This is a genomic window from Ruegeria sp. YTSA075, from assembly GCF_059610245.1.
On record NZ_JBXWNG010000019.1, the window covers coordinates 1 to 18325 of the forward strand.

Below are 18325 nucleotides of genomic sequence, written 5' to 3' on the forward strand. Positions count from 1 at the left end.
TCCAAATCCCGGTAAGACACACCGTAGCGTAGGTAGAAGAAAACCGCGTGCAAAATCACGTCTTTCGGAAAATGCGCGCCCTTAAATGAAATCGCCACGGTTTGCTCCTGTCATTTTCCAGCATGCGTTACCAGAACTGGTTTGGATCTGACAGGTGGGGACGGAGTTTGCGACAGAACCCGGTCAACGTCCAATCGATGATGTCGCGTTGCGCGTGACTGCCGCCAAACGAGTTCGCGATAAACCGCGCACCATGAAGCGCTTCGGTCGCATCTTCGTAGCGGCTCTGCCAAAATGCCCGGAACCCTTCGATCAAGGGCAGCCCTGTTGCTGCGGCCCACCGCGATGTCTCGCCGCCACCGGCGGGTGCATTGCGATATTGATCAACGATACGATCGACCTCTTCATCGCGACCGGATCCCAGATAGGCCATGGCTGCGTGCCAATCATTGAACGGGTACAGCTTGCCATCGGCGTGGTTGTCCCAGCACGCTGCAACATCGGCCCAGCGGTCGGAAATGTCGTGATCTTCCAGATGCAAGCGCCACAGCAAGGCCGAGGCATCGACCAAATCCAGTGCCACGTCGCTTTTTCCTTCGCGGATCCGCGCATCGTACAGCTTGATCGCCTCATTGGCCTGACCAAGGTCGAGGTGATAAAGCGCCTTGTGCCACCAGTTGTGGACTTTAAAGAAGTTGTCATCACCCGACCAATTCAGTTCGCGCGACGCCATCCATTCGATGCCGTCCTCAGCACGCCCCTGCATTTCCAGCACATGCGCGACAGCGTGCTGCGCCCAGCAGTCTAAGGGATCGCGTTCAATCGCTTCCCGACCGACGGCTTCAGCACGGCCATAATCACCAGTCTCTTCCAGCCCAAAGGAGTACATGCCCAAGAGGATGGAATAGCCCGGCTGGTCTTCCGACCACTTCGGTAGGACCCGCGCAATTCGGTCCCGCATGTCGCGCGCATTGGCGCGGTAAAAGTCCATCAGGTGTCCAGCTTGCAGGCCCAGAATGTCGTGTGGAAACGACATGTTGTGACGATCCAGCTTGACGGCAGCTTCTGTCCAATTGTTGGCAAGAAGCGCATTCAGGGCATCGACATGCGATCGTTCCAGGTCGGATTTGGCAAGTGGGCGGACTGTCGCCAAAATGTTCCGTGCCTCGACCGCGGCATCAGGCTCGGTTGCCAATCCGAACAGATAGGCTTTCAGAATATACGGCATCGCAAAGTCCGGAGCGGCCTCAATCGCCTGGTCGACCAGCGCCACGGGATCGCCCCTGTAGATGTTGAACGCGCGCATGGCGGCGTTGAAATAGTCTGCGGCGACTTCTTTTGAGCCCGCAGCAGGCCAGTTTCCGGACAATCTCGTTTCTTGATGGGACATGTCATTCTCCAAACTCTTTTTTGACTGGGCGGATTGCCCGAATGCGATGGCTCTACCGCGCCGCCGCCTGCTCTGCTTGAAGCCAACTGGGAGATTTTTGGGAGATCATTGGAAATCTGTATTTGAGACTTCACTTGGGATAAAATGGCAAGACCGAGGGAGCAGTACGAGAATGCGATACGAGTTTGATGCCTTTACGTTAGACACTGACACCCGCGAGCTTCGCCATGGTGCGACCGCTGCCGCGCTTGAGCCGCAAGTCTTTGATCTGTTAGTTCTTTTGCTTGAAAATCGCCATCGGGTGGTTTCCAAGGATGAGATTGTCCAACGCGTATGGTTTGGACGCGTGGTTTCGGACTGGACCATCCTCGGCCGCGTAAAATCGCTACGTCAGGCATTGGGCGATGATGGGAGCGCTCAGAAATACGTTCGTACGTTGCGCGGGCAAGGGTTTCGCTTTGTGGCACCCGCCAAATTGGTATCGGTAGAAAGTGCCACGGCACTGGAAGCGTCTGAAACAGCCGAGCAGAAAACAGTCGGGGCGCCACCATGTATCGCGGTATTGCCGTTTTCGGCGATCGGCGACCTGGAGATCGGAAGATCACTGGCGGATGCAGTCCCGCGCGAATTGATCAGATCGCTTTCTAGTGTGCGTTGGTTACGTGTCATTGCACACGGATCGTCATTCAGGTTCCGAGGACAGACGATTGAGTTTGAAGACGTAAAGTCTCTACTGGGTGCACAGTACTGCATCTCGGGAATGGTGGAGGCGTTGGCTGGCCGTCTCTATGTGGATGTAGAAATGGCCGATACCCGTACCAGTGAGGTCGTCTGGGCAATTCGAAAAGAAGCCCCGATTGACGAGGTGCAACGTTTGCGAACCGAAATAGCCGGGGCCGTGCTCAATATCTCTGAATTTGAGCTTCCCGAACACGAGGCGCGACTTCTGGAAGTGGATGATGCAGAAAACCTGGATGCATGGTCATCTTTGCATCTGGGAATTCGTCATATGTATCGGTTCAACAAGTCAGATACAGAAATAGCCCGAAAGATGTTCGAACGTGCTGTAACACTGGAACCAACATTGGCACGCGCGCACGCTGGAGTTTCCTTCACCACTTTTCAACGCGTGTTTCTGGGGTATTCGTCCGACCTCGCCGCGGACCGACTGGCTGCCAGGCGCAGCGCCGAAGAAAGTGTTCTACTTCAACCGCGTGACCCGTTTTCGAATGTTGTGATGGGCAGAAGCCTATGGCTGACAGGAGATACAGAAGCGAGTAAGCCGTGGTTTGACCGGGCGGTCCTTGAAAGTCCAAATTACGCATTTGGCCGTTACGCTTCCAGTTGGGCAAAGGTTTTCACATCGGACTACGCAGGTGGAAACGAAATGACCGACCTTGCCATTGCACTTAGCCCGCTTGACCCGCTTCGAGGCGGCATGCTCTGCAATAAGATGTGGATCGCGCTTGCCGGGAAGGACTATGATGCTGCCGTTCAGTGGGCACAGCAAACCGCGCTGACTCCTGGTGCGCATGCGGGCCACGCGATGTTTGCGGCGATGACAAACCGTTTGGTTGGCAATAATGATGGTGTGTCGCGGTGGTTAAAAGAAACAAAGCGCCGAAACCCGGGGTTCAGCAAAGCAAAGGCAAAGGCTCTGGTTCCTAGTAGTCACACCGAATTTCGTGCCCTAACTGAAGAGGCTGCGATCGCGCTTGGTCTTCCCGACTAGTGGTCGCGACGCAAAATTGGAATTGGCGCGAGCTGCAAAGTGCATCTTCGGCATTTGGTGCATGAGCAGACGTCGGTTTGGTCATATGATCGAGATTCGCATGACCTAGTTGCGAAAGTCTGAATTGGGGTGCCCTCCGACGCTCAAACAAAACAATGGCCCAAATCTGATGGGGCGCTCTAGAGGTCCGCTTTAGGGAAGCTGCAACGCAGCTATGCTGAGTGGGATGGATGTCGCCTTTGGGCCGGCCGTTGCACTACAACATCACGCGCCTGCCATATGCTGAACCAGCGAGGTCAGTTGTTTTTCGCCGTGACCGTCATCCCATGCCGCCTTTGTACGGTCATGTATCAACTGAATAAAGTCGGCCGGAGCATTTAGAGAAAGGTAAGTCTTCAACGCATCCTCCTGCGCCAATGCGTAGACTTTCAACGAGGCTTCGGCACTGTCGTAATCTTCGACCGGAACAGTTCTGGCAAAGAGATCATGGTAGTCATTGACCAATTTGATCGTTGCAGGGAGTTGGTCGACATAAACCTGCATCGGGATGCCCGCGCTCTGGCAGACAAGTGCACCGTAGATCATTCCAAACATGAACCCCTGCCGAACCGTGAACAGGCCGGCAAAGAGCGCGGCAAGTGCTGCTGGTTTCTCTCCAACATGCGCGGACTTTCCACCCAATTCTCTGATGATGCCGCCATAACGGTCCCAGGTTCCGGCACTGCCCACTGTGAGGATTGTGGTTTCGGCGCCGCCAATGCCGGATGGGTAGGCGTTGATCATGCCCAGCATGTAACTGGTCCCCTGTTTCTCCAGTATGGCGACCAGTCTGTCGGCATCCGAAGTATCACCCGTGCTCATGTCGCAGATGGTCTTATCCTTCAGCGAAACGCTCAGCCCGCTGACCAGTTCAACAGTCTCCTTGTGGCTCTTGATACAGATGATGACAAAATCAGACGTCGCAACGGCATCATCCGGTGAAGAGCAGATCGTGGCTCCAGCCTCAGCGAAAACCGCTGCCTTTTCCGACGTGCGGTTCCAAACGCCGACATCGTGGCCTGCCTTGAGCAGGCAATGCGCCAGCGCTGAACCCATATTGCCCATTCCCAATACAGCAAGTTTCATAGTGTTTGCCTCCTCTGTCTGCCAATGAATTCCTGCACCAGCATGCGCCGGCATTGGGGGATCACATAGTTGTAAATTCTTCTATATTGTTAGATGATCTAACTTATGGATTGGCGCACGCTTCCCTCTTTGACATCTCTCAGAGCCTTCGCCGCCGCTGCCGAGTTGCGAAATCTGACCCGGGCGGCAGAGGCACTGAACGTGACCCATTCCGCAGTCAGCCAGCAAATCCGCGGGCTCGAACAACATCTGGGCACCCGGCTTATTACTCGTACCCGACATGGCATTTCTCTGACATCGCAAGGCGAATTCCTGTCAGCTGGCCTGCTTGAAGCCTTCGCTGAAATGGCCTCCGTGACTGAGAGCGTGTCGAGTGCAGAGTCGGTTCAACCGTTGGTGGTTAGCGCGACTCCGATGTTTTCAAGCGCGTTCCTCATGCCGCGTCTGTCGACGTTCATTGACGAATTTCCCAATATCGAGTTGAGGATCGATTCAACGATCCAAGCTGTCGACCTCAAGCCGGGTGGAATTGATATGGCCATCCGATATGGAACAGGTCGCTGGCCAGGGCTTGTCTCGCAGATACTGCTTCCCGGTTGTCTGACAGTTGTCGCTTCGAGCGAACTGATAGGCAACCGAGTGCTGAGCGACCCGATTGAGTTGCTCGATTTCACGCTTCTTCAGGAACAAGCGTCAGTCGAGTTTGACTTGTGGTTGGAAAAGGTCGGAATTGCGCCCGACGCCGAACGGAGAGTTGTCCGCATGCCCGGCAACATGCTGCTGGATGGCATCCGCCGAGGTGACGGTATCGGAGCGACGGTTCCTGCCTTTATCTCTGACGAATTGAAGTCAGGACAACTCGTGGCGCTGTTTGATGATCCAATACCGCAGATCGGCTATTATCTTGTCACGTTGCCTGGTCCGGCTCGACCAGCGGCAAAGCTGTTCATGCAGTGGCTTTCGAAATCAATCACCGAATATGAGAAAAGCCTGTTCCGATGGACGCCCGCTCACTTGCTTTAGGCGGTAAAGAGCACCGGCTAGGGTTAAATGGGGTATGAACTTGCAAGATAACGACCCGATAATGCTGCGCTTTCGATGAACGTCCGTTTCCAGGAAGTCAGAAAACCGGATATTTGAACGGATGATTGTCGGGTTTGGGCCGTCCTTGAGATTAGCAAAAATGTCATCTTCTGGGCTTGTACCACCAAGGTATTGCCTAGATAGCAGTACCATCATTTGAGGGTTCGTTCTGGAGGACTTCTATCATCAGGTGCTGTAGCAGGATGATCGTCTTCGCGTCACGAATTTCGCCGCTTTCAATCATTTTCATCGCGTCGGCAAGAGGCACTTCCAAGACTTCAATGTCCTCTCCTTCTTCCAGCTTGCCGCCGCCGACGGCAACCTGATCCGATGATGAATACGATCCTTTGAAAAAGGAAATATACTCAGTGACGGAACCAGGGCTCATATAGATGTCGAACAAATGCGTCAGCGTTGGCGTTTGAAACCCGGTCTCTTCGAGCAATTCGGCGCGCATCCGACCATCGGCATCCGATCCTTCCAGCAGCCCCGCGGGGGTCTCGATCAAGGCCTCGATACCGCCATTCAGAAATACCGGCAGCCTGAACTGACGGGTCAACAGCACACAAGTCGTTTCGGGATTAAACAACAGGCAGGTCGCGCCATTGCCCCGGTCGTAAGTTTCACGCGTCTGACGCTGCCATTCGCCGTTTCGGCGACGCAGTTCGAATTCGTATTTTGTCAGAATCCCCCAATTGTCCGCTAAAACTTCACTTGAGATCAGCCGAAACATCCGTTTTACCTTTCAATTGCGTCGGTGATGCGCAGGCTCAATTCGAACTGCGATACCGTAGGTTCAGCGCCTATTGCTTGAAGAAACGCGTGGAAATCATCCGACCTGCCATCAACATTTAGCAAACGCAACTTGTCACCTGGGTGGCATGCTGCAATCAGTGACTGGGCAATTCCCTCGCGACGACGGTCTTTTCGGACCCCAATCTGGGCAACTGTTCGCGTTCCGGGGATTGCAACGACATAACCCGCCAAACCGCGGGTGTCTGATACGGTCCAACATTTCACATCACTGGCAACCGCCGCAATTGCATCGGAACTGTTTTGCCAAGATGGCAGCACCTCTGCCAACGCTTGCGCCTTGCCTTCGATTTCTGCCCAGGACGTTTGCTGCACATCATGTTCGGGTGATCCCGGCAAAGGCGGCAGTTCAGAGCACTCTAGTCGTCGCTTAATTGTCATTCCCAAGGCAGAATAAAGATCGATAGCTTTTTGGTTGCCTGTCAGAACTTCGGTTTGGAAGTTGGTAATGCGTTCGTTTCTTAGGTCAACCAAACAGTCTTCGGCGAGTTGACGAGCCAGCCCCTGACGCCTGAACTCGGGGCGTGTTCCACTTGAGATCAGGTAAGCATGGTTGCGGCGAACAGACATCAACCAGATAGCCGCAATATCTCCTCCGACGATTGCAATGCGAGAGGCTTTGCGGCTCAAGCCGCGCTGCCGCATCATAAGGCCAAACTCCCGGTCCGATAGTTCCATCGGCACCGCGTAATCCGAAAATGCCCTGTTCATCGCATCGCGCAGGACATCATCTGAGACATGCTCGGCTGTTTTGATTATCGCGTTCATCATCACCAACTTTGGCTACATTAGTATAACGGGCGCTGCGGGGGATCAGCGAAGTCCATCCCGATGTCTTTCTTCATATGACTTGACCAATATTGAATGTCTTCTGGCTGGGGTCTCCGTCTTGGAGAGAGCAGGAAGTTAACATGGAACAAAGCCAGAAATCGTTTAAACAACGGCGGAGTGGGCATATCACTCTCCCATTTGTTGAGCTGATGGGTTATGCTGATCAGCGCAGATAAATATGAGATGAACCAATCTATATTGATGCATGGGCATAAGGAATATTTATGGTTGATCGAACAACCTTGCCTCCGCTGGCTGCGATCCGGGTCTTTGAAGAGGCCGCGCGGTGCAAAAATTTCACGCTAGCGGCAGACAAGCTTGGGATGACCCAAGCGGCCGTCAGCTATCAGATCAAGATTCTCGAGGAACGGGTTGGCGCGCCGCTTTTCATACGTGAAGCCCGCGGTGTGTCACTGTCAGAAATCGGAGATGTATTTGCTGAGAAAGCCACCGAAGCCCTCAATATCCTGAGCGATGCCTTTGCCGAAGCTAAGGGCGTTTCGCAACAGACCTTGGCGATCAGTGTCATCCCGACTTTCGCCACCAACTTTCTGGCGCGAAAGCTGGGCGGGTTTCAGATGGAAAACCCGAACATCGCGGTTCGAGTCGAAGTCAGCGAAAGCCTAGTTGATTTTTCAGCCAGCGGTTTTGACGTGGCTGTACGCGGCGGTCAGGGAAACTGGCGCGGGTTGGCAAGTCATCTTTTGATCCCAACTCGTTTTACCCCGATGCTCAGCCCGGATTTGGCCGCCACGATTGGGGGCGTCCACACACCTGAGGATCTTTTGCGGCTGCATATCCTCTCGCCCGCGGACCCGTGGTGGAACCGTTGGACGGCAGCCGCAGGTTTAGAGGGCACTGATCTGACCGGCGAAGTCCGGCAACATTTTGGTCCCCAGGTATTGGAAGCCAGCGCCGCGATTGCCGGGCAGGGTGTCGCCATGCTGACCCCCGCTTTTTTCCAGGATGAATTGAAAACCGGGCGGCTGATACAGCCGTTCGATCTGACATGCGAGGATGGATCAGGGTACTGGCTGGTTTTTCCCGAAAGTCACCGACATTCGCAGAAAATCAGAACATTCAGGAAATGGTTGGACATAGAAACGCAGGACTGGCGTATCTGAACAGATCGCCCGCCTAGTCCAAAGGCGGCAGCCTGGGTTCAAAGACGAATGATTTTACGATCGAAGTATTCGTTTCCGCCCTGTCATGAAAAGGCAGAAGAATCTCGTCCAACTCTGCCACATCTTTCAACAGCAAACGGGCGACATAACAATCGTCGCCGGTAACCCGGTCACAGGACGAAAAACGGGGTTGTTCCTCGATCATCTTCTCAACGATGTGCAATTGCCCGCTGCGTGGTTTGATCCGGACAAGAGCCTGAATTGTGTAGCCAAAGCGGCGTAGGTCTATCTGCGCGCCAAACCCGGCAATGAAGCCATGGTGTTGCAGGCTGCGCAGACGTTCACCGACAGCCGGACCAGTGAGGTCGACCGCCTTACCAATTTCGGACAGGCGCGCACGGCCATCAGATTCGAGGATCTCCACAATTTGGCGGTCTGTTTGATCCAATTCTTTCGACATGAAGGAAGACTACCCAAAAGGGCATCGATGCGAAAGAAGTTTCAGAAAACTACCATCGGTAGGGTTGGGACAATCGAACGCCATTCCCCTTAGGATTCTGACAACGATAGACAGGAGTTTCCCATGAACATTCAACGAATAGCGGCGTTCAGCCAAGGATCAGAGGGCGGCAACCCGGCAGGGGTTGTGCTTCTGCAGAACGCGGTCAGCGAGGACGAGATGGCGCGCGTCGCGTCCGACGTCGGGTATTCAGAGACTGCTTTTGCCGTTGCGCAAGATGATGGGGGCAAAAACTGGAGGGTGCGGTACTTCTCACCGGAATCTGAGGTTTCGTTTTGCGGCCATGCCACAATAGCCCTCGGCGCCGCATTGGGTGAACAAAACGGTGAAGGCACATATACACTCGATCTGAACGAAGCCACAATTACTGTGGACGTCGCTGCCACGAAAGAAGGTATTTTCGCCACCCTTTCATCGCCGCTTACCAAAAGTCGTTCTATGACCGAGGGCGAGGCTGGGGATGTGCTGGCGCTTTTTGATCTGACGTCAGAGGATCTCGATCCTCGACTGCCGCCGGCGCATATTCACGGTGGTGCCAACCACATCGTGCTGCCTCTGAAAGACCGCGCGCGGCTTGCGGCGATGGATTATGATCTGGACGAGGGCCGCACGGTGATGCGCAAACATGATCTGGTGACAGTGATGTTGGTGTATATCGAAGAAAATCAATCCTTTGTGGTGCGCAACGCGTTCGCCTCGGGCGGTGTGTTAGAGGATCCTGCGACTGGTGCTGCCGCCGCCGCCTTTGCCGGTTACCTGCGCGACAGCCAATGGCCGCATGGCGGCAGCTTCACCATTCGCCAGGGTGAAGACATGGGTAGCCCGTCCCTAATCAAAGTCACGTTGGACAATACGAAAGGCGCATCGGTAAAGGTCTCGGGCAGGACGCGTGATATCCTATGAACAACCTGCCCGGCATCATCCAAACTTATATCGATGCCTACAATCGGATGGATGTGGCGGCCATGTTGGCTTGCCTTTCGGACGACGTCACATTTTGTAACATCTCCGGTGGGGACGTCACGGCTGAAACCTCTGGCAAACAGGCATTTGCAGAACTGGCAAGTCTCAGCGTTCAGGCCTTTGCGAGCCGCCACCAAAAGATCGTGAACGTCATATCGGTCGTAGATTCCACGTTGATCGAAGTCGACTATTCTGCCGTGGTTGCAGTCGATCTGCCCAACGGATGGAAAGCCGGACAGAATTTGCAGTTTCGTGGTGCGTCGGCATTTCGCATCGCGGGCGGACTGGTGGTCAGCATCGTCGACCAAAGCGGACACAGCGAAAAAACAGGCTGATGTCGGGCAATCTCATTTTGTTGGTCCTCACAGCAAACCCAGTCTAACCGACTGTGGCTTAAACGGCGACTTGGAAACGGAGCAAAAAATGATCACTCGATTGGCCCCAAACACATTGCGTGCTGTGCCAGAGCAGTATCAGGGCATTTATGTACATGGCACTCAGATTTCGGCACCAAAGACACTGATTTGTCTGTCCGGACAGATTGGTGTTTCACCCGATGGCGAGACCCGTGAAGGGTTCGAACAACAGTGTTATCAGGCGATGAATAATGTCGAAGCTCTGCTTGCCGATGCTGGGCTGGGCACCGCTGACATTTTGCGTGTCACCTACTATGTGACCGAAGCAAAATACCTGCCGGCGCTGTCCAAAGCTCGTCAGGCTCGTTGGAACAAAGGGCACGCCCCTGCGGTCACCACATTGGTTGTGGCAGGTTTGGCGGCACCCGATCTTCTTGTTGAGATCGAAGTAACCGCCGCGCGGTAAACGCTATGCCTGATCAGATATGGGCACTTGTTATGTTTGCTTTGGTGGCCACTGCCTCTCCGGGTGGTGCGACCACGCTCGCCACCGCATCCGGAGCTCGGTTTGGATATGGGCGCAGTGTTCCGCTGATCCTTGGTATGGCGCTTGCGCTTGCCGGGTTGGTTGGAATTTCCGGGGCCGGTCTGGCCAAGACACTTCAAACAGCACCTGTCCTGGAATTGAGCGTAAAGGCCGTCGGTTCCATGTATCTGGTTTGGCTTGCCGCCAGAATTGGGCTGGCAGGTCCACCTTCGCCAATGCAGTCTGATGAGGAAACCCCAATAAGTCTTGTGGGCGGCGTCATGCTTCTCATGATAAATCCGAAAGCCTGGGCTATGGCTTTGGGTGTTGCCTCGTCGTTTACCAAGCTGGCCAGCGGCCCCTTGCTGTTGGGTGGCCTATTGGCCCTTGTGTTCGCTTTTTCGGCATATCTGTCGCTGACCTTATGGGCGCTGGCTGGCAGCCTGGCTGCGCGCGCGCTGAGCGCCGATTGGCATTGGCATTTGTTCAACGGAACTATGGCCGTCCTGCTATCCGCTTCAATCCTGCAGTTATGGGTTTGAATATGTTGCCTGCCAGATCAAGCTGCAATCTTTATTGACATCATGGATGTCATTATGACATCAATAGTGTCATTATGAGTGACCCGACAGATCTCTACAACTTCATTCGGCTTGTCCGCCCGCTCTACAAGGTTCTGGAAAACGCTGTTGCACGTGAATTGGATGGTACCGGGCTGACTGTTACGGAACGGGCAGTGCTGGAGAGACTCCATGATCATGGACCACTGTCTGTTCCACGGATTGCTGACCGACTAATCGCTCCGCGGCAGTTTGTTCAGAAGACTGCGAATGCGCTGATTGAAAAGGGGTTTGTCGAGCGCCGCCAAAACACTGCGCATCGCCGCTCAAAGCTCTTGGTACTGTCACCAATTGGGGCTGAATTGATCGAAACTGTTTTGGCACGCGAGGCGGTCAACATCGCGCGTGTTTCAGATTGCTTGTCCCCCGAAGATATCGCGACCGCAATGCGCGTCACAGAAGTGATAATTGAAGGGTTTGCCGAAAAGGAGACGAAGGATGACTGAAGTTTTGGAGGGAGAGTGCCTTTGTGGTGCCGTTAAATACCGCGTAGATGCTGCTCCAATCATATCGGGCGCTTGCTATTGCCGTGACTGTCAAAAAACATCTGGTGGTGCGGAGGCCCATGGAATGATGTTTCCTGCATCAGCGGTGACCATTGTACAAGGCACACCATCGACATTCAGGCGCAACGTCGACAGCGGAAACGATGTGTTTCGGCAGTTTTGTCCGGATTGCGGAGTGCACGTCATATCCTGGAATAATGCAGCGCCAGAATACAAAGCAATCAAAGTCGGAACGTTAAAGGATCCATCGGCATATCAAAGCCAAGGCAGCTTATGGGTGTCTTCAGCTCAACCCTGGCACCGTCCCGACCCGAATTTACCGCAACATTCCAAGATGCCCTGCGTTACGGAGTTGTCGACTGGTCCGTAAGAATTCGGCTCCTTCATTTTTCTAATGGTGGAGGAGTGAATTCGAAGGTTTTTTATGCCGTGAGTCGTTCACCAGTTCCGAAAGACGACTGATGGTTAGGATCGACCCCAACGCATGAATTTGAATACCCATTGATTTTGCGTGTGCAGCGAATGTCCGAAAAGCGGACTGCGTCCGCAGCATCGCGACATGCTGCCGGATGTCTTCTGTGGGTGGCTCCTGCATTGCAAGAGTTTTTTGTCGATTTTCGCGGTCGTTTCGTCAGTACTGTCGTCTGTCCGGCCTGTTTATGTTTTGGCATTGCCTCCACTGGCCCTGATGAATTCCGCGAGCGAGGTTACAATCGGCTTATCGACCTCAGAGGGCCGGAGACATTCCCGGAGTGTCCCTGCTCTTGGTTGACTTACTTCCGCATCATCACTTCAACGTCTTGCATCTTGTAGGCAGTCTGCGCGGTCAGAACGCCGGCTGCCGGTATTCCTGTTTCTTTGTCAGCATCGCCCAGATGGAACGCGCTGCCTTGTTTGCCATCGCGACTGTTGCCAGCCGAAACGGTTTGTCGGCAATGATCTTGGCTGTCCAGAGATCGACTTTCTCTGGCGACCGTTTTGCCATGACCGCGCGCGATGTCATACCCACAACCAGCAGCTTTCGAATGTAGCGATCACCCTGCTTGGTGATCTTACCCAGTTTCTCCTTGTCGCCGCTCGACTTGTTGAGCGGGGTGAGGCCCAGCCAGGCGGCCAGATCGCGCCCGGTCCGGAACTGATGCGCATCGCCGATCGTGGCGACAATCGCTGAGGCCGTGATCGGCCCGATCCCTGGCATGCGCATCAACCTGCGCGCATCTGCGTTCAGCAGGGCATGTTGCTCGATCATCTTGGAATACGCGCGCAGTCAGCACTGGATTTCTCGAATGGAGCGATTTCTTTGCCGATCCCGTGGCAGAACTGGTTGATAAGGAACACCGGACGCTCTGCGGCGGGATCGTCCGTTGGTCCGGCAGATCTCACGAGTTGATCGCATTTGAAGAAGGCCGACTTGTACGAAGCCTCGAAAGCTTCCGATCGATTCAGGTCGAAGATCTGGTTGCGGAATTTGGCCTCAACCCAGCTGAAATCACCGAAGTGGTCGGAGATTCAGACGATCAAGCCCTGTGGATCAGATATCTGTGAACCAGGCCGGCGGCGGCACCCTTCTTTGCAATGTTTGAGGGTGTGGATGTGCAGATTTCACATAATTGAAATTACAAGTTGTGCCAAGCAAGCAAGGGCACATCTTAAACAAGCTTGCGACAAATGCCCTCACTTGCTGAAAAGCAAAGAGGACGGAAATTGGCCCAAACAGAGTTGGATCTGCGCGAGCGATGCAGAATTTAGAACACGATGAACGCAAAGCTGCTGTAACATGATATGTTCGCGGTTCGGCTTGATCTAGTCGAACACCCAATGCTTGTGAGAAAGTCGATTAAGACCAAATGATATCTAGCTACCGTAAAGAGAAGTTTTCAATTAAATTTGCAAGTTAAATGGCTTTAAACCGTCGTTTCCAAGTTCGGATGATCTTGCACAAAGGTTTCAAAGTACTCGGCAAACGTGCTGACGATTGGTGGGAGTTGTTCGTAGGGTGGGTAATACAGTGTAAGCCATAGGGACGTAACGCTCCAGCCTGGGAGGATGAGTTTCACTTCCCCGGATTTTAATCCATTGCCGGTGATGAAATCCGGCAGGACGCATATGCCGTCTCCAGCAACGGCAAGCGCGTACAGGAAATCACCATTGTTGGAGATAATTTTCTCACCTGCCTGCACGACCCTGTTGCCACCAGCATGCGCGAGCTCCCAAGTTTCAGCGCTGCCTTGGGCGCTATAAGACATCAGAACCTTTGGGTTTAACTCACCCGGATGATTTGGCTCGGGAATGCGTTCAAACAGGGATGGTGCGGCGATCATGTGCCGTGGGACTTCGCACAGCTTGCGCCAAATTGTTGATTTATCTGTCGGCGGCCCGGACACACGTACAGCGAGGTCGCAATTTTCTTCGATCACATCGAGCAGGGTATCGGTGAAGTTGATCTCTACTGAAATATTCGGATAGGCGAGACGAAACCCCGAGATAACTTCCGGCAGCAAAGCGACACCCAGCGAAACAGGTGCGGTCAGTCTAAGGTGGCCCTTGTCGGGTTGGTTGGCCCTTAGAAGACTATGGGTAACCTCTTCAAACCCTTCCAGCAACGGCCGGTAGCGTGCAAGGACGGTTGCGCCCGCACTGGTCAGCGAAACTTGCCGCGTTGTTCGGACCAGAAGCTGGGTGCCCAGATCCACTTCAAGCTGCGCAATGATGCGCGTCACAGATGCCGGAGCGATGCGCAAGTCCCGGGCAGCAAGTGAGAAGCTTTTCAAGTCAGATACGGCGCGCAGAACGCGGATGGGTTTCAGCTCAATCATATCCGATTGATAATTGCAAATTAGTCAATAATAAACCAACAAACATGTCTATTAACTTAAATAATATACGCGCCATCTTTGATCCAAGTTGAACACTCGCCAAGGAGAGCAACATGATCAAGGATATCAAAGGGCTGCACCACGTCACGTCGATGGCTGCGGACGCCAGCACCAACAACGCTTTCTTCACCAACACCCTTGGCATGCGCCGGGTGAAAAAGACGGTCAATTTCGATGCGCCTGAGGTGTATCACCTCTATTACGGGGACGAGGTTGGAACACCGGGCTCAGTCATGACCTATTTTCCTTTTGGTCAGATGCCAAAGGGACGCAGAGGTGCAGGCGAGGTAGGTGTGACGGAGTTTGCCATCCCCACAGGTGGTGTCGAATTCTGGAAACAACGTCTTGCATCTAAGGGTGTGACTGGGCTGGCCGAAGGTACGGTCTTCGGAGAAAAGCGTCTGTCCTTTGACGGCCCCGATGGCGATAGCTTTGCATTCGTCGAGTCTGATGCGCGCGGTCGAACAGCCTGGACGCAGGGCGGTGTTCCCGATGAGGCCGGGATCCTTGGGTTCCGGGGCGCTCGGTTCGCTCTGAAGGATGTTGATGCGACGGGTGAACTGCTGACCTTCATGGGATACCAGAAGGCTGAAACCGAAGGTGAGGTCACTCGCTATGTGATCGAAGGGGGCAATGCTGCGGACATGATTGATCTGCAGCAGTTACCAACAGGTACTCCGTCCGCTGGTCAGGGCGCTGGGTCCGTTCATCATATCGCTTTCGCCGTCGAGGACCGAGCCGCGCAACTGCGTGTTCGGCAGGCCTTAGTGGATACAGGCTATCAAGTCACGCCGGTTATCGACCGCGACTATTTCTGGGCAATCTATTTCCGCACGCCAGGTGGGGTGTTGTTCGAGATCGCCACAAACGAGCCCGGTTTTGACCGCGACGAAGACACGGCCCATCTGGGCGAGGCGCTCAAGCTGCCCACGCGTTACGAGCCACATCGCAGCAAGATTGAGGGGCTTCTGCCCTCACTCGAATCCTGACGCTGGAGGTTGAAATGTCCAAAGATCTCTACACGGCGCTCGTAACGGCGCCACAGGCTGCCCGTCCGCTGGTCTTTGCCTTTCATGGCACCGGAGGGGATGAGCACCAGCTTTTCGAACTGGCTAGCCAGCTTGTTGCTGGCGCCGGAGTAGCCTCACCGCGCGGCGATGTCTCTGAAATGGGGGCTGCGCGGTTCTTCCGCCGCACGGCTGAGGGAGTGTATGACATGGAGGACCTTGCCCGCGCGACGGACAAGATGATTGCGTTCATCGAAGCCCATCGCGCATCGCATCCCGGTCATCCGGTCTATGGCTTCGGCTATTCGAACGGGGCAAACATCCTGGCGGCGGTCTTTCTCAAACGCCCGGACCTGTTCGAGCGGGTTGGCCTTTTGCATCCGATGGTCACGTGGGAGCCGAACGCACATCCTAAGCTGGTGGGGCGGAAGGTTCTGGTGACCGCCGGACGACGCGACCCAATCACGCCATGGCCAATGACGGAACGCCTTATCAGTTGGCTTTCTGAACATGGTGCTGAGGTCACTTCGGACGTCCATGAAGGCGGACACGAGTTGCGAAACTCTGAACTGACGGCTTTAGCCGCCCACTTCAACGGGGATGTCGGCTCCGGCTGAAGGTTCACGCATCGCATTCAACGTAGATAGGACGGCGGCTTCTTTGCGCGCCCAGGACATGAACTCATGAATATGCTCTTCACGTTCCCGGCCCGGGTGGCAACATATGAAATAGCTGAACCCGGTTTCCACCACCGGACCGAACGGGCAAACCAGTCGTCCGTCCGAAAGCGCGGAATACACCAGCAGCGAGCCGCAGAGCGCGGCACCCGCGCCCGCGATCGCAGCGTCAACAATCTGGCCACCCGGTGGTCTTTCGAACCGCATGGCTTTCGACGGATCAACCGCATTCGGAAGCCCGGCGTGTTGGCTCCAAAGAACCCAACTGGGAACCGACCCGTCCAGCATCGGCGTTGTATCGTACAGAACCTTCGCGGCCTTGATGTCGGCCGGAGACTCTATGCCGAAAGAGTCAAGCACGCCTGGGCTGGCGACTACCAGCATCAACTCGCGGTGAAGCAACTCTGTATAACGGTCCTCAGGCGGTTCGCTTGTGTATCGAATTTCTATATCCGCCGTCGCGTGAGTTTTGTGGTCCGACGGGTTTTCGGATTCAATGTGGACCTGAACGTCGGGGTGGTCCTTGGTGAACTTGTGCAGCCTTGGCAAAAGCCACTTGCTGATCAGCGCATTGCTGGAACTGATGCGCAGTTTGGGTGTCTTCTTGGGTCGGACCTCATCGACCACCTGACGGATCTGCAAGAACGCTTCGCTGATCGTTGGCTGCAAGCGCTGCCCTTCCGGTGTCAGATGGATCGCGCGGGTCTTGCGCACAAACAAGGGTATCCCAAGGTCCGCCTCGAGCGCTTTGATTTGTTGGCTGACTGCGCCCGGGGTGACCGAAAGCTCATAGGCCGCTTCCTTGATCGACCCGCGCCGCGCCGCGGCCTCAAAGGCGCGCAAACTCAGCAAGGAAGGCAATCGGGACAGCGGCATCTTAGTCCAAGCCTATAGTTTAGTCAGGCTAATTCATACTCGCAGAACTTCTGCTTTGTCGAGGTCAAACTGAATCCCACATTGATGAGCACAAGACATGGAACCGAGTAACATGATCAAGATTTTCGAGAAGACCCTAAAGGGACGCGCGCAAAACGGATGGCGGAACAGTCGTTACGTAGCCTCGCGCCGTCGGTGTCAGCACGGAACCAATGTGGGGCTCGCGTGCTCAGAAAACCATGCTGTCAATTCAATCGAACCGAAACTGCAAGGAGGCCAGACGTGACGTGGCAACCCTATCTCATTTCGTTGGTCGCCGGTCTGGGGATCGGTGTGATCTATGGCCTGATCGCAGTCCGAAGCCCCGCCCCGCCGATCATCGCGCTATTGGGCCTTCTGGGCATGCTCGCCGGAGAAGCTGCAGTGCAGTGGATTAGGGGTCATTCCGACGCCGTTTCCCAAGCTCTTCATATGAAGTCTTTTGCCGTGACGCACACGGATAAGACCACCGAACCACCCAAAACAGAAACCCTTTAACCCCATCCAATCTGAACAATGGAGAAGTCAAATGTCGAAACACGAAATGATCACACCTGAGAACGCGGCCCTTGTGCTGATCGACTTTCAGCCCGCGATGTTCCAGGGCGTCGAAAGCCATGATCGCCTGTCGGTGATGCACAACGTCCAGATCCTTGCCAAAGGCGCGAAACTGTTTGGTTTGCCGACGGTGATCTCAACCGTCGCGAAAGACAGCTTCTCGGGTCCGTTCATGCCTGAAGTGACCGATCTGTATCCGGATCAGGAAGTCATTGACCGGACATCGATCAACTCTTGGGTTGATGAAAACTTCCGAAAAGCTGTTGCAGCCGCCGGCCGCAAAAAAATCGTTCTAGCGGGTCTGTGGACCGAAGCCTGCGTCATGTTCCCAACGCTCGACCTGCTGCGCGAAGGCTATGAGGTGTATATCCCAGCAGATGCGTGTGGAGACGTCACGCCTGAAGCCCACGAGCGTGCAATGGATCGTCTGGTTCAAGCGGGTGCGGTTCCGATGAACGCGCTTCAATTCGTCTTCGAGCTTCAGCAGGACTGGGCGCGCGGCGAAACCTACGATGGTGTCATGGATATCCTGAAAACGCATACGCCATACGGTATCCAGGTTCGCTTCTCGAAGTGGGCTTTGGGTGAGCACGCTTCTGAAGCTGGTATCGCTGCAGAATAATCTACCGCGCCACGCCCGCTCGGCCCCCTCATCCCTCCCCGTGAAGCCGAGCAGGCGATTTTTTAAACCTCCCCCTTAATC

The 18325-nt window shown here is 54.6% G+C and carries 22 protein-coding genes; 14 read left to right on the plus strand and 8 right to left on the minus strand.

Annotated elements, in window-relative coordinates; genetic code table 11:
* Positions 1 to 127: 127 nt before the first annotated feature.
* On the minus strand, positions 128 to 1390 hold the full coding sequence (locus tag AC2FGE_RS19575; protein WP_496820977.1) for a tetratricopeptide repeat protein: 1263 nt from the start codon (positions 1388 to 1390) through the stop codon (positions 128 to 130).
* Here AC2FGE_RS19575 and AC2FGE_RS19580 point away from each other — a divergent pair.
* A complete protein-coding gene (locus AC2FGE_RS19580; protein ID WP_496820978.1) occupies positions 1389 to 3122 on the plus strand; it encodes a winged helix-turn-helix domain-containing protein in 1734 nt (577 codons plus the stop codon). The genes AC2FGE_RS19575 and AC2FGE_RS19580 overlap by 2 nt on opposite strands.
* Positions 3123 to 3386: 264 nt before the next feature.
* Here the strand turns inward: AC2FGE_RS19580 and AC2FGE_RS19585 are convergent, their stop codons facing one another.
* Positions 3387 to 4301 (minus strand): NAD(P)-dependent oxidoreductase, encoded by a 915-nt coding sequence (locus tag AC2FGE_RS19585; protein ID WP_496820979.1) that lies wholly within the window; start codon positions 4299 to 4301, stop codon positions 3387 to 3389.
* A 51-nt stretch (positions 4302 to 4352) separates the two neighbouring features.
* Here AC2FGE_RS19585 and AC2FGE_RS19590 point away from each other — a divergent pair, with 51 nt between their 5' ends.
* Positions 4353 to 5270 (plus strand): LysR substrate-binding domain-containing protein, encoded by a 918-nt coding sequence (locus AC2FGE_RS19590; protein ID WP_496820980.1) that lies wholly within the window; start codon positions 4353 to 4355, stop codon positions 5268 to 5270.
* Between the two features lie 196 nt (positions 5271 to 5466).
* On the opposite strand, the gene AC2FGE_RS19595 is transcribed toward AC2FGE_RS19590, so the two are convergent.
* Positions 5467 to 6063: an NUDIX domain-containing protein gene (locus AC2FGE_RS19595; protein WP_496820981.1), complete on the minus strand. Its 597-nt coding sequence runs from the start codon at positions 6061 to 6063 to the stop codon at positions 5467 to 5469.
* Between the two features lie 5 nt (positions 6064 to 6068).
* Positions 6069 to 6914 (minus strand): GNAT family N-acetyltransferase, encoded by an 846-nt coding sequence (locus AC2FGE_RS19600; RefSeq protein ID WP_496820983.1) that lies wholly within the window; start codon positions 6912 to 6914, stop codon positions 6069 to 6071.
* A 284-nt stretch (positions 6915 to 7198) separates the two neighbouring features.
* On the opposite strand from AC2FGE_RS19600, the gene AC2FGE_RS19605 reads away from it, so the two are divergent.
* Positions 7199 to 8098, plus strand: coding sequence for a LysR substrate-binding domain-containing protein (locus AC2FGE_RS19605; RefSeq protein WP_496820984.1), 900 nt, complete (start codon positions 7199 to 7201; stop codon positions 8096 to 8098).
* A 13-nt stretch (positions 8099 to 8111) separates the two neighbouring features.
* On the opposite strand, the gene AC2FGE_RS19610 is transcribed toward AC2FGE_RS19605, so the two are convergent.
* Complete coding sequence (locus AC2FGE_RS19610; protein WP_496820985.1) at positions 8112 to 8558, minus strand: Lrp/AsnC family transcriptional regulator; 447 nt, start codon at positions 8556 to 8558, stop codon at positions 8112 to 8114.
* Positions 8559 to 8681: 123 nt separating this feature from the next.
* Here AC2FGE_RS19610 and AC2FGE_RS19615 point away from each other — a divergent pair, with 123 nt between their 5' ends.
* The 6 genes from AC2FGE_RS19615 (at position 8682) to AC2FGE_RS19640 (ending at position 11959) form a co-directional block, all read left to right on the plus strand.
* A complete protein-coding gene (locus AC2FGE_RS19615) occupies positions 8682 to 9521 on the plus strand; it encodes a PhzF family phenazine biosynthesis protein (RefSeq protein WP_496820986.1) in 840 nt (279 codons plus the stop codon).
* Positions 9518 to 9916, plus strand: a complete 399-nt coding sequence (locus tag AC2FGE_RS19620) for a nuclear transport factor 2 family protein (RefSeq protein ID WP_496820987.1) — start codon at positions 9518 to 9520, stop codon at positions 9914 to 9916. The genes AC2FGE_RS19615 and AC2FGE_RS19620 overlap by 4 nt, the downstream gene beginning before the upstream one ends.
* Positions 9917 to 10004: 88 nt before the next feature.
* A complete protein-coding gene (locus AC2FGE_RS19625; RefSeq protein ID WP_496820988.1) occupies positions 10005 to 10403 on the plus strand; it encodes a RidA family protein in 399 nt (132 codons plus the stop codon).
* A gap of 44 nt (positions 10404 to 10447) precedes the next feature.
* Positions 10448 to 11005 carry a LysE family translocator gene (locus AC2FGE_RS19630; RefSeq protein ID WP_496820989.1) on the plus strand — a complete coding sequence of 186 codons (558 nt, stop codon included), beginning with the start codon at positions 10448 to 10450 and terminating at the stop codon, positions 11003 to 11005.
* Between the two features lie 74 nt (positions 11006 to 11079).
* Positions 11080 to 11529, plus strand: a complete 450-nt coding sequence (locus AC2FGE_RS19635) for a MarR family winged helix-turn-helix transcriptional regulator (RefSeq protein WP_496820990.1) — start codon at positions 11080 to 11082, stop codon at positions 11527 to 11529.
* Positions 11522 to 11959 (plus strand): GFA family protein, encoded by a 438-nt coding sequence (locus tag AC2FGE_RS19640; RefSeq protein WP_496820991.1) that lies wholly within the window; start codon positions 11522 to 11524, stop codon positions 11957 to 11959. The genes AC2FGE_RS19635 and AC2FGE_RS19640 overlap by 8 nt, the downstream gene beginning before the upstream one ends.
* 456 nt (positions 11960 to 12415) lie before the next feature.
* Here the strand turns inward: AC2FGE_RS19640 and AC2FGE_RS19645 are convergent, their stop codons facing one another.
* Entirely contained in the window at positions 12416 to 12838 is a 423-nt protein-coding gene (locus tag AC2FGE_RS19645) for a transposase (RefSeq protein WP_496820992.1), read from the minus strand.
* Between the two features lie 62 nt (positions 12839 to 12900).
* Here AC2FGE_RS19645 and AC2FGE_RS19650 point away from each other — a divergent pair, with 62 nt between their 5' ends.
* Positions 12901 to 13134 (plus strand): hypothetical protein, encoded by a 234-nt coding sequence (locus AC2FGE_RS19650; RefSeq protein ID WP_496820993.1) that lies wholly within the window; start codon positions 12901 to 12903, stop codon positions 13132 to 13134.
* 359 nt (positions 13135 to 13493) lie between these two features.
* Here the strand turns inward: AC2FGE_RS19650 and AC2FGE_RS19655 are convergent, their stop codons facing one another.
* Positions 13494 to 14405, minus strand: a complete 912-nt coding sequence (locus AC2FGE_RS19655; RefSeq protein ID WP_496820995.1) for a LysR family transcriptional regulator — start codon at positions 14403 to 14405, stop codon at positions 13494 to 13496.
* Between the two features lie 113 nt (positions 14406 to 14518).
* Here AC2FGE_RS19655 and AC2FGE_RS19660 point away from each other — a divergent pair, with 113 nt between their 5' ends.
* Together AC2FGE_RS19660 and AC2FGE_RS19665 are read left to right on the plus strand one after the other, a co-directional pair.
* Positions 14519 to 15454, plus strand: coding sequence for a VOC family protein (locus AC2FGE_RS19660; protein ID WP_496820996.1), 936 nt, complete (start codon positions 14519 to 14521; stop codon positions 15452 to 15454).
* A gap of 14 nt (positions 15455 to 15468) precedes the next feature.
* Positions 15469 to 16089, plus strand: coding sequence for an alpha/beta hydrolase (locus AC2FGE_RS19665; protein ID WP_496820997.1), 621 nt, complete (start codon positions 15469 to 15471; stop codon positions 16087 to 16089).
* Here AC2FGE_RS19665 and AC2FGE_RS19670 read toward each other — a convergent pair.
* Positions 16051 to 17025, minus strand: coding sequence for a LysR family transcriptional regulator (locus AC2FGE_RS19670; RefSeq protein WP_496820998.1), 975 nt, complete (start codon positions 17023 to 17025; stop codon positions 16051 to 16053). The two genes, AC2FGE_RS19665 and AC2FGE_RS19670, sit on opposite strands and share 39 nt — an antisense overlap.
* 282 nt (positions 17026 to 17307) lie before the next feature.
* Here AC2FGE_RS19670 and AC2FGE_RS19675 point away from each other — a divergent pair, with 282 nt between their 5' ends.
* Together AC2FGE_RS19675 and AC2FGE_RS19680 are read left to right on the plus strand one after the other, a co-directional pair.
* Complete coding sequence (locus AC2FGE_RS19675; protein WP_496820999.1) at positions 17308 to 17562, plus strand: DUF1427 family protein; 255 nt, start codon at positions 17308 to 17310, stop codon at positions 17560 to 17562.
* 31 nt (positions 17563 to 17593) lie between these two features.
* Positions 17594 to 18244: a hydrolase gene (locus AC2FGE_RS19680; protein WP_496821000.1), complete on the plus strand. Its 651-nt coding sequence runs from the start codon at positions 17594 to 17596 to the stop codon at positions 18242 to 18244.
* The last annotated feature ends 81 nt before the right edge of the window (positions 18245 to 18325 follow it).

Bases quoted from the DNA above. Each gene is read 5' to 3' on its own strand.
- AC2FGE_RS19625 (WP_496820988.1), top strand. From the start codon at position 10,005: ATGATCACTCGATTGGCCCCAAACACATTGCGTGCTGTGCCAGAGCAG.
- AC2FGE_RS19620 (WP_496820987.1), top strand. From the start codon at position 9,518: ATGAACAACCTGCCCGGCATCATCCAAACTTATATCGATGCCTACAAT.
- AC2FGE_RS19605 (WP_496820984.1), top strand. From the start codon at position 7,199: ATGGTTGATCGAACAACCTTGCCTCCGCTGGCTGCGATCCGGGTCTTT.
- AC2FGE_RS19670 (WP_496820998.1), bottom strand. From the start codon at position 17,025: ATGCCGCTGTCCCGATTGCCTTCCTTGCTGAGTTTGCGCGCCTTTGAG.
- AC2FGE_RS19640 (WP_496820991.1), top strand. From the start codon at position 11,522: ATGACTGAAGTTTTGGAGGGAGAGTGCCTTTGTGGTGCCGTTAAATAC.
- AC2FGE_RS19595 (WP_496820981.1), bottom strand. From the start codon at position 6,063: ATGTTTCGGCTGATCTCAAGTGAAGTTTTAGCGGACAATTGGGGGATT.
- AC2FGE_RS19665 (WP_496820997.1), top strand. From the start codon at position 15,469: ATGTCCAAAGATCTCTACACGGCGCTCGTAACGGCGCCACAGGCTGCC.
- AC2FGE_RS19655 (WP_496820995.1), bottom strand. From the start codon at position 14,405: ATGATTGAGCTGAAACCCATCCGCGTTCTGCGCGCCGTATCTGACTTG.
- AC2FGE_RS19680 (WP_496821000.1), top strand. From the start codon at position 17,594: ATGTCGAAACACGAAATGATCACACCTGAGAACGCGGCCCTTGTGCTG.
- AC2FGE_RS19600 (WP_496820983.1), bottom strand. From the start codon at position 6,914: ATGATGAACGCGATAATCAAAACAGCCGAGCATGTCTCAGATGATGTC.
- AC2FGE_RS19660 (WP_496820996.1), top strand. From the start codon at position 14,519: ATGATCAAGGATATCAAAGGGCTGCACCACGTCACGTCGATGGCTGCG.
- AC2FGE_RS19585 (WP_496820979.1), bottom strand. From the start codon at position 4,301: ATGCCGGCGCATGCTGGTGCAGGAATTCATTGGCAGACAGAGGAGGCA.
- AC2FGE_RS19590 (WP_496820980.1), top strand. From the start codon at position 4,353: ATGGATTGGCGCACGCTTCCCTCTTTGACATCTCTCAGAGCCTTCGCC.
- AC2FGE_RS19580 (WP_496820978.1), top strand. From the start codon at position 1,389: ATGTCATTCTCCAAACTCTTTTTTGACTGGGCGGATTGCCCGAATGCG.
- AC2FGE_RS19615 (WP_496820986.1), top strand. From the start codon at position 8,682: ATGAACATTCAACGAATAGCGGCGTTCAGCCAAGGATCAGAGGGCGGC.
- AC2FGE_RS19575 (WP_496820977.1), bottom strand. From the start codon at position 1,390: ATGTCCCATCAAGAAACGAGATTGTCCGGAAACTGGCCTGCTGCGGGC.
- AC2FGE_RS19645 (WP_496820992.1), bottom strand. From the start codon at position 12,838: ATGATCGAGCAACATGCCCTGCTGAACGCAGATGCGCGCAGGTTGATG.
- AC2FGE_RS19635 (WP_496820990.1), top strand. From the start codon at position 11,080: ATGAGTGACCCGACAGATCTCTACAACTTCATTCGGCTTGTCCGCCCG.
- AC2FGE_RS19610 (WP_496820985.1), bottom strand. From the start codon at position 8,558: ATGTCGAAAGAATTGGATCAAACAGACCGCCAAATTGTGGAGATCCTC.